This is a genomic window from Pelagerythrobacter marensis, from assembly GCF_036700095.1.
Lineage (GTDB): Bacteria > Pseudomonadota > Alphaproteobacteria > Sphingomonadales > Sphingomonadaceae > Pelagerythrobacter > Pelagerythrobacter marensis_A.
Genome location: NZ_CP144918.1, coordinates 1,277,850 through 1,304,730 on the forward strand (window position 1 = coordinate 1,277,850; position 26,881 = coordinate 1,304,730).

Annotated in this window: 29 protein-coding genes and 1 riboswitch; of the genes, 18 read left to right on the forward strand and 11 right to left on the reverse strand. The window is 67.6% G+C overall.

Annotated features, from left to right (window positions below):
- Positions 1-49 precede the first annotated feature (49 nt).
- The 5 genes from V5F89_RS05890 (at position 50) to V5F89_RS05910 (ending at position 7,461) form a co-directional block, all read left to right on the forward strand.
- Entirely contained in the window at positions 50-3,040 is a 2,991-nt protein-coding gene (locus tag V5F89_RS05890) for a TonB-dependent receptor (protein ID WP_338447310.1), read from the forward strand.
- Positions 3,041-3,097: 57 nt separating this feature from the next.
- On the forward strand, positions 3,098-3,532 hold the full coding sequence (locus V5F89_RS05895) for a hypothetical protein (RefSeq protein ID WP_338447311.1): 435 nt from the start codon (positions 3,098-3,100) through the stop codon (positions 3,530-3,532).
- Positions 3,533-3,958: 426 nt separating this feature from the next.
- Positions 3,959-4,390: a hypothetical protein gene (locus tag V5F89_RS05900; protein WP_338447312.1), complete on the forward strand. Its 432-nt coding sequence runs from the start codon at positions 3,959-3,961 to the stop codon at positions 4,388-4,390.
- 273 nt (positions 4,391-4,663) lie between these two features.
- Positions 4,664-7,198, forward strand: coding sequence for a hypothetical protein (locus V5F89_RS05905; RefSeq protein WP_338447313.1), 2,535 nt, complete (start codon positions 4,664-4,666; stop codon positions 7,196-7,198).
- Positions 7,199-7,275: 77 nt separating this feature from the next.
- Positions 7,276-7,461, forward strand: coding sequence for a DUF1289 domain-containing protein (locus V5F89_RS05910; protein ID WP_338447314.1), 186 nt, complete (start codon positions 7,276-7,278; stop codon positions 7,459-7,461).
- On the opposite strand, the gene V5F89_RS05915 is transcribed toward V5F89_RS05910, so the two are convergent.
- From V5F89_RS05915 to V5F89_RS05965, 11 genes are all read right to left on the reverse strand, one after another.
- Entirely contained in the window at positions 7,445-8,218 is a 774-nt protein-coding gene (locus tag V5F89_RS05915; protein WP_338447315.1) for an ABC transporter ATP-binding protein, read from the reverse strand. The genes V5F89_RS05910 and V5F89_RS05915 overlap by 17 nt on opposite strands.
- Positions 8,215-9,198, reverse strand: a complete 984-nt coding sequence (locus V5F89_RS05920) for an iron ABC transporter permease (RefSeq protein WP_338447316.1) — start codon at positions 9,196-9,198, stop codon at positions 8,215-8,217. The genes V5F89_RS05915 and V5F89_RS05920 overlap by 4 nt, the downstream gene beginning before the upstream one ends.
- Positions 9,195-10,010, reverse strand: coding sequence for an ABC transporter substrate-binding protein (locus V5F89_RS05925; protein ID WP_338447317.1), 816 nt, complete (start codon positions 10,008-10,010; stop codon positions 9,195-9,197). The genes V5F89_RS05920 and V5F89_RS05925 overlap by 4 nt, the downstream gene beginning before the upstream one ends.
- A gap of 423 nt (positions 10,011-10,433) precedes the next feature.
- A riboswitch (cobalamin riboswitch) is annotated at positions 10,434-10,607 on the reverse strand.
- 281 nt (positions 10,608-10,888) lie between these two features.
- Positions 10,889-11,623, reverse strand: a complete 735-nt coding sequence (locus V5F89_RS05930; RefSeq protein ID WP_338447318.1) for a FliA/WhiG family RNA polymerase sigma factor — start codon at positions 11,621-11,623, stop codon at positions 10,889-10,891.
- Positions 11,620-13,725 (reverse strand): flagellar biosynthesis protein FlhA, encoded by a 2,106-nt coding sequence (locus tag V5F89_RS05935; RefSeq protein ID WP_338447529.1) that lies wholly within the window; start codon positions 13,723-13,725, stop codon positions 11,620-11,622. Before V5F89_RS05935 ends, V5F89_RS05930 begins: the two co-directional genes overlap by 4 nt.
- 26 nt (positions 13,726-13,751) lie before the next feature.
- Complete coding sequence (locus V5F89_RS05940; protein ID WP_338447319.1) at positions 13,752-14,618, reverse strand: lytic transglycosylase domain-containing protein; 867 nt, start codon at positions 14,616-14,618, stop codon at positions 13,752-13,754.
- A 90-nt stretch (positions 14,619-14,708) separates the two neighbouring features.
- The gene (locus V5F89_RS05945; RefSeq protein ID WP_338447320.1) at positions 14,709-15,050 is read right to left on the reverse strand and encodes a flagellar protein FlgN; all 342 of its coding nucleotides are present in this window, start codon (positions 15,048-15,050) and stop codon (positions 14,709-14,711) included.
- On the reverse strand, positions 15,047-15,337 hold the full coding sequence (locus V5F89_RS05950; RefSeq protein WP_338447321.1) for a flagellar biosynthesis anti-sigma factor FlgM: 291 nt from the start codon (positions 15,335-15,337) through the stop codon (positions 15,047-15,049). The genes V5F89_RS05945 and V5F89_RS05950 overlap by 4 nt, the downstream gene beginning before the upstream one ends.
- A 62-nt stretch (positions 15,338-15,399) precedes the next feature.
- A complete protein-coding gene (locus tag V5F89_RS05955; protein ID WP_338447322.1) occupies positions 15,400-15,903 on the reverse strand; it encodes a flagella basal body P-ring formation protein FlgA in 504 nt (167 codons plus the stop codon).
- Positions 15,904-15,907: 4 nt separating this feature from the next.
- Positions 15,908-16,405, reverse strand: coding sequence for a hypothetical protein (locus tag V5F89_RS05960; protein ID WP_338447323.1), 498 nt, complete (start codon positions 16,403-16,405; stop codon positions 15,908-15,910).
- Positions 16,402-17,067, reverse strand: coding sequence for a MotA/TolQ/ExbB proton channel family protein (locus V5F89_RS05965; RefSeq protein WP_338447324.1), 666 nt, complete (start codon positions 17,065-17,067; stop codon positions 16,402-16,404). Before V5F89_RS05965 ends, V5F89_RS05960 begins: the two co-directional genes overlap by 4 nt.
- 180 nt (positions 17,068-17,247) lie before the next feature.
- Between V5F89_RS05965 and flgB the strand changes: the two genes are divergently transcribed.
- The 13 genes from flgB to V5F89_RS06030 are packed head-to-tail and all read left to right on the forward strand — an operon-like array spanning position 17,248 to position 26,783.
- Positions 17,248-17,595 carry a flagellar basal body rod protein FlgB gene (gene flgB, locus V5F89_RS05970; protein WP_338447325.1) on the forward strand — a complete coding sequence of 116 codons (348 nt, stop codon included), beginning with the start codon at positions 17,248-17,250 and terminating at the stop codon, positions 17,593-17,595.
- 2 nt (positions 17,596-17,597) lie between these two features.
- The gene (gene flgC / locus V5F89_RS05975) at positions 17,598-18,002 is read left to right on the forward strand and encodes a flagellar basal body rod protein FlgC (RefSeq protein WP_338447326.1); all 405 of its coding nucleotides are present in this window, start codon (positions 17,598-17,600) and stop codon (positions 18,000-18,002) included.
- Positions 17,999-18,286, forward strand: a complete 288-nt coding sequence (locus tag V5F89_RS05980) for a flagellar hook capping FlgD N-terminal domain-containing protein (RefSeq protein ID WP_338447327.1) — start codon at positions 17,999-18,001, stop codon at positions 18,284-18,286. Before flgC ends, V5F89_RS05980 begins: the two co-directional genes overlap by 4 nt.
- A 19-nt stretch (positions 18,287-18,305) precedes the next feature.
- Positions 18,306-19,118 carry a flagellar hook basal-body protein gene (locus V5F89_RS05985; RefSeq protein ID WP_338447328.1) on the forward strand — a complete coding sequence of 271 codons (813 nt, stop codon included), beginning with the start codon at positions 18,306-18,308 and terminating at the stop codon, positions 19,116-19,118.
- A gap of 4 nt (positions 19,119-19,122) precedes the next feature.
- Entirely contained in the window at positions 19,123-19,863 is a 741-nt protein-coding gene (locus tag V5F89_RS05990) for a flagellar basal body rod protein FlgF (RefSeq protein WP_338447329.1), read from the forward strand.
- Positions 19,864-19,903: 40 nt separating this feature from the next.
- Positions 19,904-20,692, forward strand: coding sequence for a flagellar basal-body rod protein FlgG (gene flgG / locus V5F89_RS05995; protein ID WP_338447330.1), 789 nt, complete (start codon positions 19,904-19,906; stop codon positions 20,690-20,692).
- Between the two features lie 8 nt (positions 20,693-20,700).
- The gene (locus V5F89_RS06000; protein WP_338447331.1) at positions 20,701-21,393 is read left to right on the forward strand and encodes a flagellar basal body L-ring protein FlgH; all 693 of its coding nucleotides are present in this window, start codon (positions 20,701-20,703) and stop codon (positions 21,391-21,393) included.
- A gap of 8 nt (positions 21,394-21,401) precedes the next feature.
- A complete protein-coding gene (locus tag V5F89_RS06005) occupies positions 21,402-22,499 on the forward strand; it encodes a flagellar basal body P-ring protein FlgI (RefSeq protein ID WP_338447332.1) in 1,098 nt (365 codons plus the stop codon).
- Positions 22,496-22,807 (forward strand): rod-binding protein, encoded by a 312-nt coding sequence (locus tag V5F89_RS06010; RefSeq protein WP_338447333.1) that lies wholly within the window; start codon positions 22,496-22,498, stop codon positions 22,805-22,807. Before V5F89_RS06005 ends, V5F89_RS06010 begins: the two co-directional genes overlap by 4 nt.
- 3 nt (positions 22,808-22,810) lie before the next feature.
- Positions 22,811-24,139: a flagellar hook-associated protein FlgK gene (flgK, locus tag V5F89_RS06015; RefSeq protein ID WP_338447334.1), complete on the forward strand. Its 1,329-nt coding sequence runs from the start codon at positions 22,811-22,813 to the stop codon at positions 24,137-24,139.
- Between the two features lie 4 nt (positions 24,140-24,143).
- Positions 24,144-25,052, forward strand: coding sequence for a flagellar biosynthesis protein FlgL (locus V5F89_RS06020; protein ID WP_338447335.1), 909 nt, complete (start codon positions 24,144-24,146; stop codon positions 25,050-25,052).
- A gap of 28 nt (positions 25,053-25,080) precedes the next feature.
- Entirely contained in the window at positions 25,081-25,944 is an 864-nt protein-coding gene (motA, locus tag V5F89_RS06025; RefSeq protein WP_338447336.1) for a flagellar motor stator protein MotA, read from the forward strand.
- Complete coding sequence (locus V5F89_RS06030; RefSeq protein ID WP_338447337.1) at positions 25,944-26,783, forward strand: flagellar motor protein MotB; 840 nt, start codon at positions 25,944-25,946, stop codon at positions 26,781-26,783. The genes motA and V5F89_RS06030 overlap by 1 nt, the downstream gene beginning before the upstream one ends.
- Positions 26,784-26,881: the final 98 nt, after the last annotated feature.

Here is a 26,881-nt window from a genome sequence, read left to right on the forward strand (position 1 = left end):
GAACGACGAATCCGAAAAAGGATTCGCGCTCGACAAGGGAGAGGACATCATGGGGATTGCCCGTAGTTGCTTTTGCGCCTGCAGCACTTTGGCTCTGATCGCGGGGGGCGGATCGGCCGCCCTGGCGCAGGATAGCGAGGCGCAGGCATCGGCTTCCACTTCCGCACAGGGGACCGAAGGCCCGGTGATCATCGTCACCGCGCAGAAGCGGGTCGAACGGCTGATCGACGTGCCCATCGCGATCACCGCGCTATCGAACGAGGCGCTCGACGATTACAAGATCGAAGGCGGATCGGAACTGCTGCGTGCAGTGCCCAACGTCAATTTCTCGAAAAGCAATTTCAGCATGTACAACTTCTCGATCCGCGGGATCGGGACGAAGGCGATTTCGGCGGCGAGCGATCCGGCGGTGGCGGTCAGCTTCAACAATATTCCGCTCATTCGCAATCGCCTGTTCGAATCCGAATTTTTCGACATGGAGCGGATCGAGGTCCTGCGCGGACCCCAGGGCACGCTCTATGGCCGCAATGCGACATCCGGCGTGGTCAACATGATCCCGGCGATGCCGGAATTTACCGAGGTCAGCGGCGAAGTGCGGGCGGAAGCCGGCAGCTACGCTACGCGCCGGCTGGGTGGGCATCTCAACGTCCCGCTCAGCGATACGCTGGCGGTGCGCGCGGCGGGCATGATGACCAAGCGCAACGGGTACGATTTCAACACCTACACCAACAAGCGCGTCAACGGGCGCGACTTGTGGTCGACGCGTCTCTCGCTGGCGTGGGAGCCGAGCGAGAACTTCCGCGCGAGCTTCATCTGGCAACATTTCGAGGAAGACGACAATCGCTCGCGAACCGGCAAGCAGCTCTGCACCCGCGATCCGGGACCGACTCAGATCGGCGATACGACCGTGCCGTTCGATTATACGCGGGCGAAGCTGAGTCAGGGCTGTCTGGCTGCGAGCCTCTATGACGATGCAGCGTACGGCGCGCCTAATCTGTTAGGGTCTTCGCAATTCTTTGCTGCAGCCATCAATTTGGTTGGTTATAAACCAGACACGAGAGAGCCGGTGAATGGGCTGTCACTACTTTCGCCGCCCTACCGTGGTATCACGCAGTCGCGCAACTTGCGCGAAATTGAAACCGCGTACGATCCGGTGTTCCGGGCCAACAATGATATCTTTCAACTCAATTTCGAATTCACGATGGGTGATGTCGGTCTCTATTCGCAGACAACGTTCGCCAAAGACAGTTATTATTCCTCGCAGGACTATAATCGCTTTGTATCCGTGCCGATTTTTCCCGATAGCGCCGGTCTAGTCAACGCGTTGGGGATTCCGTTGCCCAATGATGGGTTAACCCCGGGGGGGATCTATACCGATCCCCAACTTGGCCCATCCGACCGCTGGGTCGCGGTCGATATAAGCCAGTCCGAGAATGAACAGTGGTTTCAGGAACTTCGTCTGACATCGGATATGGATGGCCCCTTAAATTTCAACCTTGGGGCCAACTACCTTAACTTCGACACGCAAGACGATTATTATGTCATGAGCAATGTATTCTCATATATTGCAGAGTTATTGTATAACAGGCGTGGAAATGACATAATCGATTGCTCCCAGCCCGAAACAGTGCCGGGGGAGTGCGTCTACGTCGATCCCAATCCGATCGATCAGATCGATGGGGAGGGGCACAATTATTTCCGCAGCAAGAACGTTGTCGAGATCGAATCCTGGGGCGTGTTCGGCGAATTGTACTGGGACGTGACCGAAGATCTCAAGGTTACGCTCGGCGGGCGTTATACCAAAGACACTAAGACGACTACGCCGATCCCGACCCAGTTGCTGCTCGGCGCGGAAGATTACGGCCAAAGCACAGGCACTACCTCAGGCGGCTATATCAGTCGCGGATTTCGGGAGTTTCCCGACACGGTGCTGAAGTCCGACGCTTTCACCGGACGTTTCGTGGTGGATTGGCGGCCCGTAACGTCTTTCACCGATGACACCATGTTCTATGCCTCTGCCTCGCGCGGATACAAGGCAGGCGGAACCAACCCGCCCCGGATCGATGTCGACCCGGAGGTGATCCAGTATGAACCGCTCCCCGCCGATTTCGAACCTGAATATGTCACGGCCTTCGAGATCGGAACCAAGAACGTCTTTGCGGGGGGGCGCTTTTCGCTGAACGCAACGGCGTTCCTGAATCTGTACAAGGATTATCAGGTTTCGCAGATCGTCGACCGGATTTCCCTCAACGAGAATTTCGATGCCACCACCTGGGGGGCGGAGCTGGAAGCGGCGTGGGCCCCGACCGAGCGCTTCCGGGTCGACGCAACGCTCGGCTTTCTGCAAACCCGCATCGGCGACGGCGAGCAATCGATCGACGTGATGAATCGCACCCAGGGCAACGAAGATTGGGTACTGGTCCGGCCCTCACCGGCGGTACCGTCGAACTGCATCGCGCCGCGGGACAAAGTCGAGGCAATATTGAATAGCCCGTTTACTGCGCCGCCGGATGGGAGCCTCTCCAATATGGCGTTGGGGTCCTTGTGCGCCGGATCGAAACGATACGGCAGCTGGGATCCGGAGAGAGAGGGGCTGCCTCTCTATGCGATGTTCGGTTTTACCTACGATCCGCTGACCGATGCGCCGAACGGGGGAAGGGGCTTTTTTGCCGACCTGTCCGGCAATGAATTGCCCAATGCACCGCATCTGACATTCAACATCGGGGCGCAATACACGCTCCCGATCGATGGCGGCGATTGGCAGCTGACGCTGCGCGGCGATTATTACCGCCAGTCCGAAAGCTATGCCCGGGTCTACAATACCGAGATCGACCGGCTGAAGGCCTGGGACAACGTCAACGCCGCGCTTACGCTCACGCGCCCGCAGGACGACTTCTCGCTGCAGCTTTACGTCAAGAACGTCTTCAACGACGCGCCGATCACCGACTTCTTCCTGAACAGCGACGATACCGGCCTGACAGCCAACGTTTTCACGCTCGACCCGCGTATCATCGGGTTGAGGGCGACGGTGGGTTTCTAAAACTGTGTCAGAAAGAGAAAACTTCGGGCAAAACTTAGTATCATTGAGGTAACTTGTATGAGATTGATTATTAAGGCGACGTCATTCATAGCGCTACTCTGCGCTGCATCTACACCTTCTCAAGCGCAGAATTCGGAAGTATCTGGCTTGATGGGTATAATGAAGAAAAATGATCAAATGATTTGCGATGGAGTTTTAACGTTAAGCGGTTCTAATATTCAAGAATCCACTAAGATCGAAGATATTTCGGTCACCGGTGGGCCATTCTCCATATGCCAGTTAGTGTCGTTCTTGAATTCGCCTTATGACATTGAGCGTGATGGAAATCAATTGACAGTAAAAGGTGTCTATATTGATTCTTATTGGACTCCAGGTGGTTGTGAAGGAGATCTTACAGGCACAATAAATGGAAATTCTCTCACCATTGATTCAGTTATCCCGGAAGTCGATCCAGGAACCGGAGATTGTTTAGTGAAGGGTTTTTTCTCTTAAAAAGTTGAAATTTAATTTCGCACCAATACAATAGATATACAGGCAAATATATGCAAGCTATACTGTCCGATTTTCATCAGTTTATGAATTACGCCATAGAATAAAATAGATGGAAGTTTTAGGGAGGGTATGTTGAAGCTATTAGCTTTGGTAGCAGTTGGTGCGGCCTCTACGCATTCGCGCCGGCAAGTCTGATAGCGCAGAGTTCGACCGTCTCCGATATTTTAGCAATTCAGAAGGGAGCCGGACCTGTCCTAACCTGCGAGGCGGCACTTGCTCTTGATGGGCCGAGCCTGGAAACATCGACCCACGCCACATGAATGTTGACATTGACATCCATGTAAGTGACTCTGGCTCCACTCTGGAGATAATCTCCCGAGTCGCCGGCGAAAGATCGGTGTAACTAGAAGGAAGAGGAGTAGGATTATGAGAGGATTTGCTTTGTTGGCAGCCGGTGCAGCGCTTTGCGCACTTCCGGCGACTGCGATGGCACAGAGCTCCACCATTTCGGGAACCGTGCAAGTGCAAAAGGGGACCGGCCCGCAGTTGACCTGCACTGCCACTGTTGGGCTCAATGGCTCAACCCCGGAAACGTCCACGCAGGTTACCTCGCTATCGCTCAGCGGCAGTTTTGGGCTTTGCTCGACAGTTCAATTTCCCAATGTTCCGCACTCGATCACCCAAGGTGGCGGCAACTTTACCGTAAACGACGTCTACGCCCGTACGTACATCACCGGGGGCGATTGCGAGGGCGACCTCGCCGGGACTGTCAGCAACGGCGTCGTGAGCGTCAACGCCGTCCTTCCGGAAGTCGATCCCGGCACCGGCGATTGCACGGTGATCGGCACACTCTCCTGAACTCGCGCGCCTGTCCAGCGCGCGAGGCCTTCACCAGGCCTAGACTCGTGCCGCGGCCCGTACCCGGGCTGCGGCACCACTTTTTTGTTGCGCCGCCTTCGCTGGCGTCGCTTTTCGGGTGTCAGTGCATCGGCGACCGACCTTGGCGAATGAATCCGCGATAGGGCATTGTGTGCCCGTATGAAGCGACCGGGTGCGTCTTCGACAGCCAGCGGCCGCGTGGGCGCCGACGCGCGAGGCGCTGGGCTCGCCGCGCGGCGGGGCGGCGACCTCGTGATCGTTTTCGCTGCACTCCTCCCGCTCCATCCGGTTTCCGCGGCCACGGCGGTCCAGGACCGCGACCGTGCCGAGGCGGCGCCCGACACCTCGGAACCGGCAGGCGGCGAAGGCGGCGGGGATGCGGACATCGTCGTCACCGCGCCGCGATATGGCGAAGCGGTGGTCGCGGCCGAAACCGAGATCGCGGAAGACGAGATCGCCGCCCAGGGGGCCGCCAGCATCTCCGAACTGCTCGAACGCCTGAGCCCGCTGATCGACCCGTCGGGGGAGGAGCCGGTGATCCTCGTCAATGGAGAGGATGTCGGCTTCGACCGGTCGATCCTCGCCTATCCGCCCGAGGCGCTGCAGCGGCTGGGGGTGCTCGAACCCGGCGCCGCGGCCCGCTATGGCCACCCGGCGGGCAAGCGCGTGATCAACCTCGTGCTCAAGAAGCAATTCGCGCGCCGCACCGTCGACCTCGCCGCGCGAGCACCCACCCGCGGGGGGCGCCACGGCGGCGATCTCTCGATCGGGCAGGTCGCGATCTCCGGCCCCACGCGGTGGAACGTTCAGGGCCGGGTCTCGTTCGACAGCGCCCTGCGCGAAAGCGCCCGCGACGTTCGCCGGGAAGCGGTCGACCTCGCCGGCTATGTCGCCGCGCTCGACGGCGGCGAGATCGATCCGGCGCTGAGCGCTGTCGCCGGCCGGATCGTGACGGTGGCTCCGCTCCCCGGCGCTTTTGCCGGATCGCGGCCCGCGCTGGCCGATTTCGCCCGGCCGCGCGACCCGGCCTCCGTTGTCGACGCGGCGCGTTTCGCCAACCTGCTGCCCGCCCAGCGCAACGCCAGCCTTAACCTCGGCATCGGCCGCCGGATCGGCGCGTTCAATGCGGCGGTCAACCTCACCGCATCGGCCAGCGAAAGCGTCGATCATCGCGGCCTGCCGGTCGTCTCGGCGATTCTGCCGGCCGACAGCCGGTGGTCGCCGTTCGTCCGCGATGTCGCGCTGGTCCGGCCGCTCGACGGCGACGCCGCTCTGCGCAACGAGAACCACGCCCGATCGTTGGGCCTGTCGGTGTCCCTGTCGGGCCAGCTGGCCGGCTGGCGAACGCAGCTGTCGGCGGTTTACGGGCACAATCGCGGGCGCAATCTGCGGGAAAGCGGGATCGATACGGCGCAGGTGCAGAGCTTGCTGGACGGCGATGCCGCCGGTTTCGATCCCTATCGCCCATGGTCGCGCCGCCTGCTCTCGGCGACCCGCAACCGGTCGGCCAGCGACAGCCTGAGCCTCAGGATCAATGCGGCGAAGCAGGTGTTCGAACTGGCCGACGCACCGGTCAACGCCAGCGTCACCGTGGACGCGATGGGCAGCGAGAGCAGGTTCACCCCGCTCGACCGCCTCGGCAACGCGCAGCCGGGCAGCAGCCGCACCACCCATCGCCGCGGCGGGGGAGAGTTGGCGCTCGACATTCCGCTGGCGCGGCGCGGCGATGCCGGCCTGCTGCCGCTGGGCGACCTGTCGCTCGATCTGTCGGCGGGCGGCCGGGCCAGTTCGGGCAGCGCGCTGCGCCGGCAATATGGCGCGGGTTTCACCTGGTCGCCGGCGTCCTTCGTCCGGCTGCGCGGCTCTTTCGAACATCGCGAAACCGCCCCGTCGAGCGACGACCTGGGGGCGCCGCGAGTCGAGACGGTGAAGCTGCTTTACGATTTCGTGCGGCAGGAACTGGCGGAACCCCTGTGGATCACCGGCGGCAATCCCGCGCTCGATCGGGGCAGCCGCCGCACCCTCTCGCTATCCGCCCAGCTCCGCCCGCTGGACAGCCTGGCGCTGACGCTCGATGTCCGTTATCGCCGGCGCGAGGGGCAGGGCGGGATCGCGCCGTTTCCCGAGCTGACCCCGGCGACCGAGGCGGCTTTCCCGGAGCGGGTCACGCGCGACGATGCCGGGCGGCTGGTCGCGGTCGACGCGCGTGCGATCAATATCGCGCGCAGTTCGGAAAGCGAGCTGGTGTCGGGCGTGAACCTGCGCCTGCCCGATCCGTCCGCGGCGTCGGGCCGCGGCGCGATATCGGGGCGCGATCCGCTGCGCTATACGCTGTCGATCAACCATACGTGGAAGCTGGAAAACGAGCTGCTGATCCACCCCGGGGCGCCGGTCATCGACCGGCTGGCGGAGACCGGCCAGTCGCGCCACGCGCTTTCGGCGCGCGCGACGGTGGGGCGTAAGGCGATCGGTGCGAACCTGCAGGCGACCTGGAGCAGCCCGTCGCGCGTAAGAGCGACCGCTGCCGCGCCGCCCGCTTCCGATTTCCGCTATCGCCCGCCGCTATCGGTCGATTTCGGCCTGTTTGCAGAACCGGCCGAGTTCGCGGCCGATGCCGAAAATGCCGGATGGCTCGCCGATCTCCGGCTTTCGCTCGATGTCGAGAACCTGTTCGACTCCTACCGCCGGGTAACGCTGTCCGACGGCACCGTTCCGCCGGGGTTCGCGCGTTACGAGATCGACCCTCTGGGGCGAACGGTGAAGGTCTCGATCCGCAAGCAGTTCTAGGCCGTCGATGCGCTCCCGCTCTGGGCATTGCGAGGAAAGGATTGCAATTGCCGGGCCGGATCGCGCACGGGGCCGGAATGGACACACCGGTCGCTTCCCCGTGCCGCAATATCTGCCGCGTTTCCGCCGACGGCGCGCTGTGCGAAGGATGCGGGCGCACGCTCGACGAGATTGGCCGCTGGCAGACGGCGGAGGAAACGGAACGGCGGGCGATCGTGACTGCCGCGGCGGCGCGTCTGGCGCAGCTCAGGCGGGCCCGGTGACGGTCAGCGCGAGGGCGCCCTCGCTCCGTTCGATCCGCGCCGCAACGCCGAAGACATCGGCCAGCCGCGCCGCGGTCATCGTTTCTTCGACAGAGCCCTGCGCCACGATCCGCCCGTCCTTCATCCAGATCAGGCGATCGGCGTAGCGCGCCGCCAGCGCCAGGTCGTGAACGACGGTCAGCACGCCGCGCCCCGCGTGCGCGGCGGCGGCGAAGAGCTGCGCGACTTCGTGCTGGTAGCGCGGGTCGAGCGCGGCGACCGGCTCGTCCGCCACCAGCAGCGGCGTTTCCGCCGCGAATGCGCGTGCAAGATGGACCCGTGCCAGCTCTCCGCCCGAGAGCGTGTCGGCGGCGCGCTCCTCGAACCCGGCGAGGCGGCAGGCCGCGACCGCGCGTGCCACTGCCGCCGCATCCTCCGCCGAGAGCCGGCCGGGCGCCGCGCCATAGGCGAAACGGCCGAGCGCGATCACGTCGCGCACCGGCATCGGCCAGGCGAGCGGGCGCGTCTGCGGCAGGTAGGCGATCTTGCGCGCGCGGGCCATCGGCGAGAGGCTGCGGACGCTGGTGCCGTCGATCAGCGCCTCGCCCGCGTCGGGCGCGAGCAGGCCCAGTGCGAGCCGCAGGAGAGTCGACTTGCCCGAACCGTTGGGACCGATCAGCATGGTCAGCTCGCCCGGGCCGAGCCGAAAGCCGGCATTTTCGACGAGCGGGCGCCCCCCGGCGCGATAGGTGAGCCCGTGGGCTTCGAGCACGCTCATCGCATGAGCCTCCCGCGTGCGGCGATCCAGACGAAGATCGGCGCCCCGATCAGCGCGGCGACGACGCCCAGCCGCAGTTCGCTGTCGGTCGGCAGGAGCCGCACGCCAATGTCGGCCAGGACCAGCACCAGCGCGCCGAGCAGGGCCGAGGGCACCAGCAGGCGCGCCGGATCGTAGCCGACGAGGGGCCGGACGAGGTGCGGCGCGACGATCCCGACGAAGCCGATCGCGCCCGCGAGCGAGACCGCCGCGCCGGTCGCCAACCCCGCGCCGAGGATCACCGCGAGCCGCTGCCGCCTGAGGTCCAGCCCGACGCCCTCCGCCGCTTCCTCCCCCAGCGCCAGCGCGGCGAGACCCCGGCGGGTGGCGAGAAGCGTGCCGAAACCCACGACAAGGAACGGCGCGGCGTAGGCGAGATCGGCGAAGCTGCGGTTGGCGACCGTGCCCAGCGTCCAGTTGATCATGTCGGCCAGCGTGAAGGGATTGGGCGCGAGGTTCATCAGCAACGCCATCAGCGCGGCGGAAAAGCTCGACAGGCCGACGCCGACCAGGATCAGCGTCACCGCCGAGCGGGTCCGTAGTGCAGCGATCGCGACCACCAGTGTCGCCGCCAGCGCTCCGGCAATCGCGGCCAGCGGCAGGATCAGCGGACCGGCGCCGGCGAGGCCGAAGAAGAGCACGAAGGTCGCGAACAGCGCGGCGGTGGCGGAGACGCCGAGAATGCCCGGTTCGGCGAGCGGGTTGCGCAGCAGGCCCTGCAGCGCCGCGCCGCTCATCCCCAGCGCCGCGCCGACCGCGGCGGCGGCGAGCGCGCGGGGCAGGCGGATCTGCCAGACCACGAGGCTATCGCCCGCACTCCCTTGCAGGCTCAGCGCGCCCAGCACGCGCGCGAACGACAACGGCACCGAGCCGAGCAGGAGGGCGAGCAGGATCGCGCCGATCAGCGCGAGCACGAGGAGAAGGTTCGCACGCGCGGTCATGGCGCGTCTCTCTGTGCCGCGTGCGACAGCGCCTCGATCGCGTCGATCAGGAACCATCCGCCGCAGCTTGTCCAGGCGCCTTCGAGCGGCACGACGGGGCGGTTTTCGAGCTGCGCCTGCGCCACCGGGTGGCGCGCGGCGCTCCAGATGTCGCCCTGGCTTTCGACGCCTTCGTAGAAGGCCGGCGCGACCACGTCGGGGCGTTCGTAGGCGAGCCGCTCGAGCGGCAGGATGTTCCAGCCGGCCCGGTCCTGGAAATTGGCGAGCCCGGCGGTGCGCAGGATTTCGTGGACCAACGTGCCTTCGCCCGAGGTCATGCCCCCCGGCGTCATGTAAAGCGCGGTGCGGGGCCTGTCCGGCGGGGCCGGCAGGGCGGCGAGGCGGCGGTCCATATCGGCCGCCACGCGCTGCGCCTCCGCCCCGGCGCCCAGCGCGCTGCCCACGCGCACCACTTCCTCGCGCACTTCGGCGATCGTTTGCGGGAAGCCGATCTGGACCACCGGCACGCCGAGGTCTTCGAGAAAGGGCACCACGTCGGCCCCTCCGCCGAACGAGCGGATCACGAGGTCGGGCCGGAGTGCGAGAATATCGGCGGTGCGCGGCCGCACCATGGGCAGCCCTTCGGCCTCGGCGCGCATGTAAGAGAACCGCTCCCCCGCATAGGGCGAGAGCGCGAGGATCGCGTCGCGATCGGCGAAGCGGAGCACGTACTGGTCGGCGCAATAATCGAGGCTGACGATGCGTTGCGGTTCGGTGCCCGGTGGGGCGGCTGGTTCCGGCGCCGGAGCGCAGGATGCCAGGAACAACGCCACGAGGCCGGCAAGCCGGTGCTTTCGCCTCAGGACCGATCGCCATTTGTGCCCGGTGTCATCCCCGCGAAAGCGGGGATCCAGGGTACGGCGGTTGCTCCATGGATTCCCGCGTGCGCGGGAATGACAAACGGGTGTGAGAGATGTCCCCGTTTTCGAGGACCGGTGACGCTGAAAGCCGCCATTTGCAGACCGCCGGGGCTGAATGCCGATTGGCCCTGGCGCGCTTTTCGGCCATCCTGCATCGCGCATGGCGGAACCCCGTTCGCGGCGCGGGGAGGCTCGGGGCCCCGCATCGCCTGGACAGTCTTGGCCCGCCGGGGGCTTCTCGCTCCGGCGCCGATAGCCCGGCCGATGGCTGTCGCTTCTGCGGGAAAACGCGTTTCCCGTCCGATCGAGCTGACCCGGCTCCCGGACGAACGACGCGACGGCAGGTCTCCTGGCTTGCGGATCGGCGCCCTGGGCCGTCTTCCCGGAAAGCCGCTCCGTTGCCGGAAACGGTGTCCAGTGACGCGGTGGCCCGGGGCTCCCCGCTTACAGTTGCGGGCACAGCGCCGGCTTTGCACCGGCTTCCCTCTTCGCCGCAAAAGCGGCACCGTCTGGCGCGGCACTTGCGGCCGCGAGGCGCGGGTTGTCAATGGCGGAGCGGGTCAATCCTGCGCAGCGCTGCACGGTAGCGGGTCGGTTTGCATATCCGTGTCTTGGCAGCTCTGGCGAATGCTGCGGCAACTTTACCGTCGTCACCCCGGACTTGATCCGGGGTCCCGCTACCTTCCGCGAGCGGGGGGAGGTGGCCTTGGTACGAACGAAACAAGCGGGACCCCGGATCAAGTCCGGGGTGACGGAGGTGTTGGTGGCCGCCTCCACTTGATCGCAGAAATTCAAACCGACCCGCTATCCGCATCCGCCATCGCCTTGCGCATTTTCGCCAGCGCGGCGGCCTTGAGCTGGTGCACGCGCGGCACGCTGACTTCCAGAACGGCGGCGATTTCGGACAAGTTGAGTTCCTCGACGAAATAGAGCTGGATCACCAGCTGGTGCCGTTCACCCAGGCCCGAGAGCGCCGCGATCAGGCTTTCGCGGTCTTCCTGCTGGAGAACCTGCCGTTCGGCGTCGGGTTCGGCCGAGGCGAAGGCGCCGTCGGTTTCCGAATAGCATTCGTCGAGCGAGGCGATCCGCGTTTCCGCCAGATCGCGCTCGAACTGGAGAAAATCCTTCACCGGCATGTCGAGCGCTTCGGCCAGTTCGGGCGCCGACGGCTCGCGGTCGAGCGAGCGGCGCAGTTTCGCCCGCGTCGTCTCAAGCATCCGCCGGCGCGTGCGCGCGCCGCGCGAATCGGGCGAGGCGCTGCGCAGCAGGTCCACCATCGCGCCGCGCACGCGCATCTTGGCATAGGCGGCAAAGCCGTCGTCGCTGGGCGAATCGTGCTTCTGCGCGCATTCGGTCAGCGCGACCAGGCCCGCCTGAATCAGATCCTCGACATCGACCGTCGGGCCGCCGCTGCCCGACAGGTGCCAGGCAAGCTTGCGGACCATCGGCAGGAACCGGGTCACCCGGTCGCCGACATTGCCGCGATAGGCTTCCGCTGCCGCGAACTGGGTATGATCGAGCTTCATGCGGCCATCGCCTCCGTTCTCATCTCTGCGCCCGCCGCGGGCTGTTCGGCCTGTCCGGCCGGTTCGGCCTGCGGAGCGGGTTGGTCTTCGCCCCCGACAACCGCGATCACCTCGATCGGCTGGGAGACGGGAAGTTCGTTGATCGACAGCACCGCGCAGCCCGGCGCGCGCAGCCGCAGCAGGCTGGCCAGCGGGCGGCGTGCGCGGGGCTGCACGATCAGAGCGGGGGTGCCGGCGCCGGCCGGGCGCTCGGCCAGAATCGCCGCGATCCGTTCGCCGATCGACCGGGCCAGGTCCGGTTCGATCACGATCGCGCCGCTGGTCGGGTCCTGCATCCCGCCGACGACCATTTCCTCAAGCTGCGCGGCCAGCGTGATCACGGGCAGGCGCTGGTCGGGCGGGCAGAGGCTGCCGACCAGCATCGGGCCGAGATCGGCGCGCAGCATGTCGACCAGCTTGTCGTGGTCGGTCGTCTGTTGCGCCGCCTGCGACAGGCTGGAGAGCACCGGAATCGGATGAGCGAGCGCGATCCCGTCGGCCAGGAGCGTGCGCAGCAGGCGGGTGATCGCGGCCAGCGAAAGCGGCTGCGGCGTGATCGTTTCCACCAGCTGCGCGTTGCGCTCGCGGACCATGTCGAGCAGCTCGCGCACCTGGTCGGGGCCGAGCAGTTCCTGCGGCCGGGCGGAGAGGAGCTGGTTGACGTGGGTGGCGACGACGCTTTCGGCGTCGACCACCAGATATCCCTCGGCCACGGCCAGGTCGCGCGTCGCCGGCTCGATCCAGATCGCCGGGCAGCCGAAGCTGGGGTCCAGCGTCGCCTCGCCCGGGATTTCGGCCAGGCGACCGGCCTCGCCGGTATCGATCGCCAGCATCCGGTCGGCCCGCAGCTTGCCGGTGCCGAGCGGCGCACCGCCCAGCGTCACGCGGTAGGAATCGGGCGCGAGGTCGAAGCTGTCCTTGATGCGGAACTGCGGCACGACGAAGCCGAAGGCCTGGCACAGCTGCCGCCGCAGCCCGGTCAGCCGGGCGACCAGCGGCGCGCCGCGCTTCTCGTCCGCCAGGTGGACCAGGCCGAAGCCGAGTTCGACCGTCACCAGCGCCTGTTCCGACACGTCCTCGATCGCGATGCGGGTGGCATCGGGCGCGGGCTCCGGCTCTTCCGCCGGCACGAATTTCTTGCGCCGGCTGAGCATGTGCCAGAGCGCGAAGGCCCCGGCGGCGAGCGGCAGGAAGACCGATTGCGGCATGGCCGGGATCGTCCCCATCGCGGCGAGAATGCAGGCGACGGGCAGCCAGATGCCCGGCTCCGCCAACTGGCCGCCGATCTGGCCGGTGAGGTCGCGCGAGTCGGCCACGCGGGTGACGATCACCGCGGCCGCGATCGACAGCAGCAGCGCCGGGATCGAGGCGACCAGCGCGTCGCCCACCGCCAGCGTGACATAGACCTGGCCCGCTTCGGCGGCGGTCAGCCCGTGGGTCGCCATGCCGAGGACGAAACCGGCCACGATGTTGACCAGCAGGATCAGCAGCGCGGCGATTGCGTCGCCCTTCACGAACTTGCTGGCGCCGTCCATCGAGCCGTAGAAGTCCGCCTCGGTCGCGATCTCGCGCCGGCGGGCCTTGGCTTCCTCGGCCGTCATCAGCCCGGCGGCGAGATCGGCGTCGATTGCCATCTGCTTGCCGGGCAGGGCGTCGAGCGTGAAGCGGGCGGAGACTTCCGACACGCGGCCCGCGCCCTTGGTCACCACGACCAGGTTGATGATCATCAGGATCATGAACACGAACAGGCCGACCGCGAAGTTGCCGCCGATCAGGAAGGCGCCGAACGCCTCGATCACTTTGCCCGCGGCAGCCTCCCCCTCGTGCCCGTTCATCAGCACGACGCGGGTGGATGCGACGTTGAGCGCGAGGCGCATCAGCGTCGCGAACAGCAGGACGGAGGGGAAGGAGGAGAAGTCGAGCGGCTTTTCCGCATTCATCGCCGCCATCAGCACCGCGACCGAAAGCGCGATGTTGAGGACGAAGAACAGGTCGAGCATGGCCGCCGGGATCGGCACGACCATCAGCACGATGACCGCAAGAATGCCGACCGGCAGCGCCATCGAGGGCGTGAGGAAGGAACGCCAGGTCACAGCCCGAACGCCCTGAACTTGCCATAGGCCTCACCCACCTGGCGCGCGGCGCGCCCGGCCAGGGCATCCGATCCGCCGAAAGTCGCCCGCAGCGTTTCGGCCATCGAGGGGCGGGAGGGTACCGCTTCCGGCTCGCTCGCAAAGCTGCGCCGGGCATGGATGAAGGCCGCCGCCGGGGTGGCGGGCATGGCGCTGCCCGCGTTCCCCGGAACGATTTCGGGCGAAAGGGCGCCGCTTTCCTTGGCGCGTTCGATCTTGCCGCGCACCAGCTCCATCACGTCGCCGACCGAGCGCGCCCGCCCGCCCTGGTAGAAGATCGCCCCGTTGGCCTGCGCCGCCTTGGGGAACAGCGATGCCGCCGGCGTCAGCGGATTGTCCTGCAGCGCGCCGAGAAAGCTCTTGGCGCCGCCCGCGCCGAGGAAATGGGCGAGGTACAGCTCGGCATGGTCGGGTTCGCGGCCGAGGAAGCCGCGCAGCTCGCTGGCGTTGTCGCGCGCCAGCTCCGCCGCCATGAGCGAGGAGACCTCGGGATCGAAACGCAGCGCCATGATCTGCGAGCGCATACCCGCATCGCCGACCGCCGCGCGGCCGCCGTCGCGGGTGATCGCCGCTTCCGCCCAGTCGAGCCCGTGCGCGCGGCCATGGCGGTCGAGCGTCTCGAGCCAGGTGGAGGATATGAACTGGTAAAGCCCCGATGCGCTGGACGTGCGCGCCCGCGCATCGGGTTTCAGGTTGGATTCGATCTTCGCCTGCGCGAGCAGGTAGTCGAAATCGACTCCGGTCGCGGCAGAGGCACGGGCGATCGACGCCTGGACGGCGTCGCCCTGTGCCGGGCTGCGCTGAACTGATGTGACCTCTGGCAAGATGGCCCCCGGCATGGTTGAACTCGCCGGAGTTTAAGCAAGAGGTGTGCCAGAACGGGCTTTTCTCGCCGCGCGGGCAGTGCCGAACGCTCAGGCGGAGTAGGGAACTTCGCGCGAAACCGCGGGCCGGCCCGATCCGTAAAGGCTGATCCGCCCGGCCAGCGTGCCGAGGCGCGCCTCGACATTGGCGGCGATCAGGTTGCGGATCTTGCGATTGACCGCGTTGAGCCGCGCGACCGCGTCGAGCAGGCCGCGGCATTCCTCGTCGAGCGGGCCGTCGGCCTGGCGCTCGATCGCTTCGCACAGCTCCAGCTTGCCGTCAGACGATTGCATGATCGCGTCGAGGTCGAGACCGGCAAGCGCCTGCCGCTCGTCTTCCAGAAGGGCAAGCATTTGCCGCAATGTGTCGCGCAGGGGCCGTTCGGTCGTCATTTCGTGTTCCTCGGCAGGAAGCCCGCCGCGATCATCGCGTCGGCGGTCTTGCGCGGATCGAGAGAATACGTGCCGCTGTCCAGCGCCTGGCGGATGGCGGCAACGCGCTCGTGGTCGACGGGCGCATCGCCTTTCGCCAGCGCGACGGCGGCGAGCGCGGCGGCGCCGGCCTGGTCGGCCTCGTTGGCTGTCGGCCTGACCCGTTCGGGTTGCGCGACGGGAGAGGCGCTGCGCGCCCTCAGCCGCGCCGCGATCCCGTTTGCCGCCTGCATGTCGATCCGATCCATCGGTCCGCTCCGTTGCTGTAGCGGGATTGATAACGGCGCCGGCGGGCGATGTTTAAGGGGGTCTACGGCAAATCCATGCCGACCCGGCCGGGCCGGATCACGCGGGCGCGGATCGCTTCGCGTTTCTCGCCCGCGGGGCGCACGCGGATCCATTCGCCGACCGCGCCGGCCTCCAGCGCCTCGCCCTGGCGCGACACGGTAAAGCCTCTGCCCTGGATCGCGATCGAGACCGATTCCCCGCGCGCGATGACCGGCCGGGCCTGCGCCGCAGCGGCTTGCGTGGCGGCAACGGGCACGAACAGGCGCCACCCGCCCGAGACCGGGCAGCGCACGAGCACGGTGCGGTTGCCGCTGCCGTACCATTCGAGCGCGATCGGGGTCGGGCACTGGGTCAGCTTCAGGCGGCGGTCGACCGGCAGCCGCGCGCCGCCCTCGCTGCCCTGCGGCGCGCCGGTGAAGCGCTCGACCTCGCGGTCGATGCTCGAAAGATCGTGAAATCCGGCCGCCAGGGCCGGGGCCGCGACGGCGATCGCGCCGGCGGCGAGAAGTGTCCGAATGGGTCGCATGACATCACCTTTCGCTGGGCGCATCGCGCGCCGTGTCCGCGCGCTGCCCTGCAATCGCCGTGCCAGTCTCCCCCGCGTCTGCCTGCCGGCCGTCGAAATCGAGAACCGCGCTCAGATCGTCGCGCTCCGCCGGTTCGATCACGATCCGCGCGCTGTGCCCGGCCCTGCCCGCCTCGCGCGCCAGGGCCAGCGCCGCGGCAGCCGCCCGCTCGCCGCCGGCGGGGGCGTGACGGGCGAGGATCGTGAGGTTCTGGCGCGGATCGCGCGGCTGTTCGGCCAGCCATTGGGCCAGCGGTGGCGCGCCTGGCGCCGCGCGGTAGATCGCGATCGGTTCGCCGCTGGCGGGCAAGGCCGGCACATCGGCCCGGGACGGTTCCGAGCGTGCCGTTCGGGCGTCCGCCTCGGGCCGCTCGGCCATTGCCGCTGCGGTGACCATGAACAGGATCATCGCCAGATCGGCGAGCGTTGTCTGCCAGCCGCCGCGGATGGAAGCGCCGATCATGCCGCCGCCTTCGCGTCCGTATCCGCGTCGCGCGGGGGCGGCGCGCTCGGGATCGCGCGTTCGACGGTCGCGGCGAGCCATGCGATCAGCGCCTCCCGCTCGCTTTCCTCGGCCCGGGCGCGGCGCGCGATGGCCCCGGCCAGCGGGCCGAAAACGAAGTTGGCGAGCACGAGGCCGTAGAGCGTGGTGACCACGGCGGTCCCGATCGAGCGGGCATAGTCGCCCCCCGCGGCGGCGGAGAAGCCCCCCAGCGCCACGAGCGTGCCGACCAGCCCGAGCACGGGCGCCAGTTCCGCCGCTTCGCCAAGCACGCGGGTCGCGGTTTCGGCGGCGGTCCGGCGGCGGCTGCTGTGGCGCGCATGTTCGTCGTGCAGCGCCTTGATCGAACGATGGCGGATCAGCGCGTCGCTGAGATCGTCGAACTCGCCGTCGCCGAAGCTGTGCGGTTCGGCGCGCAGGATGCCGTCTTCCTCGATCTCGCGCACCTGGGCCGCCAGCTCGGCGCGCACGCGCGCGCTGTCGAACGGGCGGTTGGGCAGCTGCGCCAGGGCGATCAGCGCCGTGCGCGTGTCGCGCCAGCCGCAGCGAAGCAGGGTCGCCGCCAGAGTGCCGCCGAAAACGATCGCGAGCGAAACGGGATCGAGCAATTGCAGGACGTTCATCGATATCTCCTCGAACCGAAAGAACGCCCTGTCGCGCGGGCAATTCAGCCCCCGGCGGACATTTGCCGCAACCGGCAAGCGCTTGCCGGCCTTCGCTGCCGCGCCCCCGGCAAACGGTCCCGCGGACCGAAACTGGCACGCTCTTTGCTGAAAGGGCAGCGAACACGTCAGGAGACTGTCATGAGCGAAGGCCTTTTCGGAATTCACGGTGCGGCGCTGGAGATCAGGGCGCAGCGCATGGGCATGCTCGGATCGAACATCGCCAATGCGGCGACGCCCGGATATAAGGCGCGCGACATCGATTTCGCCGCCGCGCTGGAGGCGAAGCTGGGCGGGGCGGGCGACGAGCGGGCGATCGGTTCCGCCACGCGCTACCGCGTCCCGGTCATGCCCAGCCTCGACGGCAATACGGTGGAAATGGCGACCGAGCAGGCCGCCTTTGCCGAGAACGCCGTCGCCTATACCGCCACGCTGGGTTTTCTGCGCGGCCGGGTCGAAACGCTCACCCGCGCGATCAAGGGCGAGTGACGATGGCCGGCCCGATGACGCTTTTCGAACTCGGCCAGCGCGCCATGTCCGCCCAGATGGTGCGGATGAACGCGGCCGCGTCCAACCTCGCCAACGCCGGCAGCGTCGCTGCCAGCGAGCAGGAGGCCTACCGCCCGCTGCGCCCGGTCTTCGCCGAACAGCTCGACGCCGCGAGCGGGATGAGCACTGTGCGCGTCGACGGCGTCTATCGCGCCGATGTCGCGCCGGTGCGCCGGCACGAGCCGGGCCACCCGCTGGCGGACGAAAACGGCGATGTCTGGGCCAGCCCGGTCGATGAGAACGCCGAGATGGTCGAGATGCTCGAAGCCTCGCGCCAGTACCAGAACATGGTCGAGGCGCTGTCCACCGCCAAGCAACTGATGCTCGAAACGATGAGGATGAAATGACAAGCGTAGCAGCCACTTCCGATGCCGCCGCGATGGCGGCCGGCTCTGCCGCCACGGGGCGCGACTACGCCTCGCTCGGCCAGGCCGACTTCCTCCGTCTGCTGACCGTCCAGGTCCAGCAGCAGGACCCGTTCGACCCGGTCGATAACAAGGAGATGCTGGCGCAGATGGCCCAGTTCTCCTCGCTTTCCGGGATCACCGAGATGAACGAAACGCTGCAGGGCATTTCGGACAAGCTCGATGCTCTCGCGGCCGCGCAGGCGGCCACGAACCCCACCGAATGATGCACAGGAGCACACGGCAATGTCTTTCTACACTTCGCTGAACGGCCTGAAGAATTCGCAGACCGAGCTGGGCGTCATCGCCCACAATATCGCCAACGTCGAAACCAACGGCTTCAAGAAGGGCAGCACCCAGTTCGCCGACATCGTCGCCGGCTCCGCGCAGTCGGACCCGCGGATGATCAAGGGCATCGGCGCGACCGTGGAAGGGATCACGCAGAACTTCGGCCTCGGCCCGATCGAACAGACCGGCGGCGCGCTCGATCTCGCGATCACCGGCGACGGCTTCTTCGCGATGCGCTCGGCCGACAGCGGCAACACGGTCTATACCCGCAACGGCGCCTTCGGCGTCGACGAGGCGGGCTTCATCACCGACGGCGGCCCCAACCGCCTGCAGGTCTTCCCGACCGACGCCAGCGGCGCGGTCACTTCGACCACCCCGGTCGATGCGCAGATCGCGCCGACCAATGCGGCGGGCGCCGAATATGTCGGCGTCGTCGTGGGCGAGGACGGCCTGGTCTCGGCCTCCTATGCCGACGGTTCGACCGAGGCGGTCGGCAGCGTCGCGCTCGCATCCTTCATCACGCCGACCGGCCTCAAGCAGATCGGCTCGTCGAACTGGGAAGCGACCGGGATTTCGGGGCCGGCCAACTACGGTTCGCCGGGCACCGGGCAATACGGCTCGCTGATGTCGGGTTCGATCGAGCGGTCGAACGTGGACATCGCCGAGGAACTGGTCGGCCTGATTACCGCGCAGCGCAACTTCCAGGCGAATGCCAAGGCGATCGACACCGCGACCCAGATTTCGCAGACGGTCATCAACCTGCGGAGCTGATCCGATGGACCGCCTGATCTACACCGCGCTGAGCGGCATGAACGCCTCGATGGAGCGCCAGCGGGTGATCGCCAGCAATATGGCGAACGCCCAGACGGTTGGCTTCCGTGCCGAGCTGATCGACCAGCGGCCGGTGACGGTCGATGGCGAGACGCTGGACGTGCGGGCGATGCAGCGCGCGCAGGTGCGCGGTGCGACGATGAGCGCAGGCGAAATGATCCGCACCGGGCACGAGCTGGACCTGTTCATCCAGGGCGATGCGCTGATGGCGGTCCAGGCGATGGACGGGACCGAAGCCTATACGCGGCGTGCGGATCTTTCGATCTCGCCCACCGGCGCGCTGGTGAACGGCGAGGGCCGGCCGGTGCTGGGCGAGGCCGGGCCGATCACGGTGCCGCTGGGGGCAAAAGTCGCGATCGCGCCCGACGGCGTGGTCAGCGTGAGCGACCCGGCCGTGCCCGACCAGCCCCCGGTCGAAGTCGGGCGGATCAAGCTCGCCGGATGGCAGGGCAGCCCGATCGCCAAGGGGCTGGACGGCCTGTTTCGCGTGGAGGGCGGGGGCGTGCTCCCGGCCGATGCCGAAGCCAGCGTGATCACCGGCGCGCTGGAACAATCCAATGTGAAACCCACCGAAGTGCTGGTCGAGATGATCGATGCGCAGCGCCTGTTCGACATGCGCAGCAAGCTCATCGCGACCGCCCGCGACTGCGACCAGTCGGGCGCGCAACTCCTGCGCCTGGGCTGAGCCAGCCGCCGAAGAAACCCGCTGACGAAAGGAACAGCCAATGCCAACTTCCGCTCTCCAGGTGGCCCGCACCGGGCTCGAGGCGCAGGACGCGCGGATGCGCGTGATCGCCAACAACCTCGCGAACGTCGGCACCACCGGCTTCAAGAAGGATCGCGCCAATTTCGCGACGCTCGCCTATCAGGATGCGCGCGTTGCCGGGCAGCGGTCTTCGGGCGAAACGGCCTATGCCACCGGGCTCAACCTCGGCACCGGCGTCGCAGTCCAGTCGACCAGCCAGATCGTCACCCAGGGCGCGCTCAGCACGACGGGCAATGCGCTCGATCTCGCGCTCGACGGCGACGGCTATTTCCAGGTCGAACTGCCCGGCGGGCAGCTCGGCTATACCCGCGCGGGCAATTTCACCCGCTCGGCCGAAGGGCAGCTCGTCACCCAGCAGGGCTACGTCGTCCAGCCGGCGATCACCGTTCCCGAAGGGGCGTCGTCGATCTCGGTATCCCCCGACGGCATCGTTTCGGCGATGGTGGCCGGGGATGCCGAGCCGGCCGAGCTGGGCCAGCTCCAGGTCGCCGCGTTCGCCAATCCCGCCGGCCTGCGCGCGATCGGCGACAACTTCCTGGTCGAAACCGCCGCCAGCGGCGCGGCGCAGCTCGGCGCCGGGGGCGAACTGGGCCGCGGCAATATCCGTCAGGGGATGCTGGAGGCCTCCAACGTCAACATCGTGGAGGAGCTGGTCGACATGATCGAATGCCAGCGCGCCTACGAAATCAATTCGAAGATGGTCTCGTCGGTCGACGAGATGCTGCGCAACGCCAACCAGACATTATGAGCCAGGCGATGAACCCGACAGTCTTCACCCGACCCGCCGCCCGAAGCGCCGTGCGATCCGCCCCGCTGGCCGCCTGCGCGCTGGCGCTCGCCGCCTGCGGGGGCGAGCGCGCCGCCGGTTTCCAGGCCGCGCTGCCGCCCGCGCCCGCGCCGCTCGCGGCGGCGCCCGCCAATGGCGCGATCTTCCAGCCGACCGGCGGCTTCACCCCGCTGTACAACGGCAACCGCGCCAGCCGCGTCGGCGATCTCGTCACCGTGGTGCTGATGGAACGCACGCAGACCAGCAAGTCGGCCAGTTCCAACACCCAGCGCGACGGCGGCTTTTCGCTGACTCCCCCCAGCGCGGGCCCGCTCTCGTTCAATCCGAATATCCTTAATCCTTCGGGCCAGTCGTCGTTCAAGGGGCAGGGCGACGCCTCGCAGACCAGCGTTTTCAGAGGGGACATCACCGTGACCATCGCCGAAGTCCGCCCCAACGGCACCGCGCTGGTCCGCGGCGAGAAAGTCATGGAGTTGAGCCAGGGCGAGGAATGGGTCCAGCTGTCGGGCATCGTCCGCCTGTCGGATATAGACCAGGACAACCGCATCCCGTCGCACCGGATCGCCGACGCCCGGATCGCCTATGCCGGGAAGGGCGCGGTCCAGCGCGCCAGCCGCGAAGGCTGGCTGTCGAAATTCTTCAATTTCGTGACACCGTTCTGAGGGACGCCATGACCCGGATCATCCTTCTCGCCCTTGCGGCATTCGCGGCCCTCGCCGCCGCCCCGGCTTCGGCCGAGCGCGTGCGCGACCTGGGCACGTTCCAGTCGGTCCGTTCCAACCAGCTGACCGGATACGGCATCGTCGTCGGCCTCGACGGGACGGGCGACGACAACTTCGCCTATGTCACCCAGGCCATGCGCGGGGTGTCGGACCGCTTCGGACTGCAGCTGCCGCCCGGGGTCAACCCGGCGCTGAAGAACGCCGCCGCCGTCATGGTGACGGCGGACCTGCCTGCCTTTGCCAAGCCGGGCCAGCGCCTCGACGTGACCGTCTCGGCGATCGGCAAGGCCAAGTCGCTGCGCGGCGGGGCGCTGATCCTCACCGCGCTCTATGGCGCCGACGGGCAGATCTACGCCATGGCGCAGGGCAATCTGGCGGTCGGCGGGCTCGGCGTGTCGGGCCGCGACGGGTCCAGGCTGACCGTCAACGTGCCCACCGTCGGCCGCATCCCCGACGGGGCCAGCGTCGAGCGCGCGGTCGCCACCGGGTTCGAGACGTCCGACGTCCTGCGCTGGAACCTCTACCAGGCCGATTTCCTCACCGCCACGCGGGTGCGCGACGCGATCAACGCGCGCTATCCCGGCATGGCCCAGGTGGAAGACGGCGTGACCCTGGCGCTGCGGCTGCCCGGCGGCGCCAACCAGCGGGCCGGGATCATGGCCGACATCGAAATGCTCGACATCGACCCGGCCGAAGCGGCCGCGCGGGTGATCGTCAACAGCCGCACCGGAACGGTCGTGATCTCCAGCGCGGTGCGCCTGGCGCCCGCCGCGATCAGCCACGGCAGCCTGGTCGTGCGGATCGACGAGAACCCCACGGTGGTTCAGCCCGCCCCCTTTAGCGACGGCGAAACGGCGGTCGAGCAGGACACGGCGATCGACGCCTATCAGGAAGGCGATCGGGTGACGATGCTGCAACCGGGCGCATCGCTGGCCGAACTGGTCGACGGGCTGAACATGCTCGGCCTGTCGCCCCCGGACCTCGTCGCGATCCTCGAAGCGCTCAAGCAGGCGGGATCGCTCAAGGCGGAAATGGTGGTGATATGACGGACGCGATCACCCTGTCGCAGGCCAACCCGGCGATCGTTTCGGCCAGCGCGCCGGGCGGGACCGAGCGCGAGCGGCTGGCCGAAGCGGCCCGCCAGTTCGAGGCGATCTTCGTGCGCCAGATGCTCGCCGCTGCGGACAAGGCCGATTTCGGCGGCGAGGACCTGTTCGGCAGCAGCGGCGAGGAGACTTTCCGCGAAATGCGCGACGCGCGCTTTGCCGAACTGGCTTCCGGCACCGGCGCGCTGGGCCTCGCCGCGACGATCGAGGCGCAGCTCGCGCGCTTCGTCGGACCGGAGGGAGGCTGAGCCATGGCGTCCGACCTTCTTTCCATCGCGGCCAGCGGCGCCCGCGCGGCGCGCGCGGCGCTCGACGTCACGGCGCAGAACATCGCCAATGCCTCGAGCGACGGATATGTCCGGCGCAGCGCGCGCATGTCCGAGGTTTCGGCGGCGGGCGGGCAGGGCCGCATCGGCGACATTTCGCTGTCGGGCGCGCGGGTTTCCGGCATTCACCGGAACGCCGACATGTTCCGCCAGGCCGAAGTGCGCCGCACGAACAGCGATCTGGAGCGCGCGAATACCGAGCTGCGCGGGCTGGAGAATATCGAGGCCGCGGTCGAGCAGTCGGGGATCTACGATTCGATCGTCGAGTTCGAGGCCGCGCTGCAGCAGTTGTCCGGCGACCCGGGCAATCCCTCGCTGCGCGCCGCGGTCCTGGCCGGGGCGGATACGCTGGCCAGCAAGTTCAACATCGCGGTCGATTCGCTCGACGCCGCGGGCGAGGGGCTGCGCTTCGACGCCGCCGCCGCGGTCGAAGAAGCGAATGTGATCGGCGAGGAACTGGCCCGCGTGAACCTGCGCCTTTCGCGCGCGGGCGAAGGCAGCAGCGACCGCGCCAGCCTGCTCGACCAGCGCGACGCCCTGCTCGAGAAGATGAGCGGGATCGTCGATATCTCCACCAGCTTCGCCCCGGACGGCGCCGTTACGGTCACCACCGGGGGCTCGACGATGGTCGACGGCGGACAGTCGGCGGCGCTGACGATGACCGAAGCGGCAGACGGGACGATCGCCTTCCAGCTCGGCGGCGCCGACATTGCGCCGGCCGGCGGTTCGCTGGCGGGCGCCGCGCTCGCGCTCGAATCGGCGACCGGCGTGCGCGCGCGGCTCGACACCCTGGCCGACGAGGTTGCCGGAACGGTCAATGCCGCGCAGGCGAACGGGGTCGCTTTCGACGGCAGCCCGGGCCAGCCGATCTTCGCCGGCGCCGGCGCGGCCGGAATCCGCGTCGTCGCCACGCAGGGCAGCGCGATCGCGACCGCCCCGGCCGGCGCGCCGGCAGGCAGCATCGACGGATCGAACCTTGCCGCATTGCGTCAGGCGCTGGGCACCGCCGACCTCGCCGGGACGGCCAACGGGCTGCTGTTCGATGTCTCCAGCGCGGTTTCGGGCCGCCGGGTCACGCGCGACGCGCTCGACGCGATCGCCTCGTCCGCGCGCATTTCGCTGGAACAGCAGGCCGGGGTCGATCTCGATACCGAAGCCGCGAACCTGATGCGCTTCCAGCAGGCCTTCCAGGCCTCCGGCCGGGCGATGCAGGTGGCGAGCGATATTTTCGACACCGTGCTGGGATTGAGGTGACGCGATGATCAGCCTGAGCACTTCCGCATTCTACGAACGCGCCACGCGCCAGGTCGGTTCGCTCCGCGCCGAGGCCGAAAAGCTGCAGCAGCAGATGGGGACCGGGCAGCGCCTGTCGCGCTCGTCCGACGACCCGGTGGCCGCGGCGCGCCTGCGCACGCTCGCGCGCAGCGAGCGGCTGGCCGAAGTCGACCAGCGCAATTCGGACGTCGCGTCGAACGATCTTGCGATGACCGACGATGCGCTGGGCGCGCTCGCCAATCTGGCGATCCGCGCGCAGGAGCTTGCGACCCATGCCGCGAGCGAGACGTTGAGCAGCGCCCAGCGCGCCTCCATCGCGAGCGAGATCGAAAACCTGCAGGATGCCGCACTGCTTATCGCCAATGGCCGCAACAGCGCGGGCCATGCGCTGTTCGGCGGGCAGGCGACCGGCGCGGCTTACGAGAAAGGGCCGGGCGGCGTCGCCTATGTCGGCACCGCGAGCAAGGACGCGGTCGACCTGGGCGACGGGCAATCGGTCGTGCCCGGGCTGACCGGGCCGGAAGTCTTTTCGTTCGAAGTCGACGGGACGCCGACCGATTTCTTCGCCGTTCTGGGCGATCTTGCCACCGCCTTGCGCAGCGGCGCCGACCAGACCGGGGCCAGCCGCACCGCGCTCGACGGGCTCGCCGCCGGGCTGGAGAAAGTCACGACCGCGCAAACCGTGGTCGGTGCGCGGATGGGCTGGGTCGAGGTGATGGACGACCGCCGGACCGCCGCGTCGGAACGGGTGGCGGACGAGCAGCTCGCCGTGGGCGGCGCCGATCTGGCGGTGACGATGACCCGGCTGCAGGAAGTGACCACCGTGCTCGAGGCGAGCCAGGCGAGTTTCGTCCGGCTCGCGGGGCTCTCGCTGTTCGACATGATGCGCTGAGACGGCTTTTAACAGGGGTTCAAGACAGATGTACGCTGCAATCGGTATCGTCGTCCTGCTGGTCATGGTGTTCGGCGGCTTCGCCCTCACCGGCGGCGCGCTCGGCCCCGTGATGGAGGCCGTCCCGCACGAGATGATGATTATCGGCGGCGCCGCGATCGGCGCCCTGATCGCGGGCAATTCGCTGCACGAGCTGAAGGCCATCGGCACCTCGTTCGTGAAGATCTTCAAGGGGCCGCGCCATTCGCGGCAGGATCATATCGACGCGATCGCGCTGACCACCCGGCTGATGAAGCTGATGCGGACCGAAGGCCCGATCGCGCTGGAAAGCCATGTCGAGAACCCGCAGGATTCGGAAATCTTCGCCGAATACCCGAACCTTCTCGCCAACCGCGCGCTGACCGCGCTGATCTGCGACACGCTCACCCTGCTGGTCGTATCGTCGGGCACGCTGGAAACCCACGCGGTGGAAGACGTGATGGACAATGCGATGAAGACGCAGTTCCACGAAATGCGCGAGCCGCAGCACGCCTTGCAATCGCTGGCCGACGCGCTGCCCGCGCTGGGGATCGTCGCCGCGGTGCTGGGCGTGGTCAAGACGATGGGATCGATCGACCAGCCGCCCGCGGTGCTGGGGGGCATGATCGGCTCGGCGCTGGTCGGCACGTTCCTGGGCGTGCTGCTGTCCTATGGCGTGGTCGGCCCGCTGGCGAGCCGGCTGAAGCAGATCATCGACCAGGACGAGCAGATATTCCACGCGGTCAAGCAGGTGATGATCGCCTCGCTCAACGGCTATCCGCAGCCGCTGGTGGTCGAAAGCGCGCGTTCGGGCCTCGGCCATGCGTTCCGCCCCGGCCTGTCGGAACTGCTCGATAGCCTGAGGGGGCGGTAATGGCCGCTCCCGGCGGGGCAGGGCGCAACGACCCGGCGCCGATCATCGTCAAGAAGATCACCGTCGTCGAAGGCGGCGGCCATCACGGCGGCGCGTGGAAAGTGGCCTATGCCGATTTCGTGACCGCGATGATGGCCTTCTTCCTGCTGCTGTGGCTGCTCGGTTCGACGACCGAGGCGCAGCGCAAGGGGCTGGCCGACTATTTCACCCCCACGCTTGTCAAGCTGAAGGAACAGAGCGCCGGGTCGGACGGGTTGTTGGGCGGGGCTTCGCTGGTCGATCCCGACAACTACCCGCATCGCGCCGCGCAGACCGGGCGGCGCACGCTTACCGTCCCGCGCGATGCGGCCGGGGGGCAGAAGGAAGCGCTCGACCGCGTGCGCCGGATGCGCGAACGGGTGGAGGCGGAAGTGCAGAGCGACCGCAGCCTGCGCCGCCTGATGCGCCAGGTGCGGATGGTCGACACCACCGAAGGCGTGCGGATCGACCTGGTCGACGATGCCGATTTTTCGATGTTCGTGCTCGGCACCACGGTGCTGACGCCCGACGCGCGCAAGCTGCTCGACGTCATTGCCGAGGCATTGCGGCCCGAGCCGGGGACCCTGACCATCCGCGGGCACACCGATGCCCTGCCGTGGAAGAGCGGGGCCCAGGCGAACAACTGGTCGCTCTCGGCCGGCCGGGCGGAGGCGACGCGCCAGGCGCTGATGCGCAACGCCATCGGCGAACGGCGCTTCCGCCGGATCGAGGGCGTGGCCGACCGCGAGCCGCTGGTCGGCGACAACCCGCAGGACCCGCGCAACCGGCGCATCTCGATCCTGCTGACGGGTGCCGGCTGAGAAGAACCGCCCGCAGGGGCGTCGCAGAATGGGGAGGGAGGCGCGGCGTGCCCGCTTTTGGCGGCGGTGCCCGTTTGCCATTCGTGCCCCTTGTCATC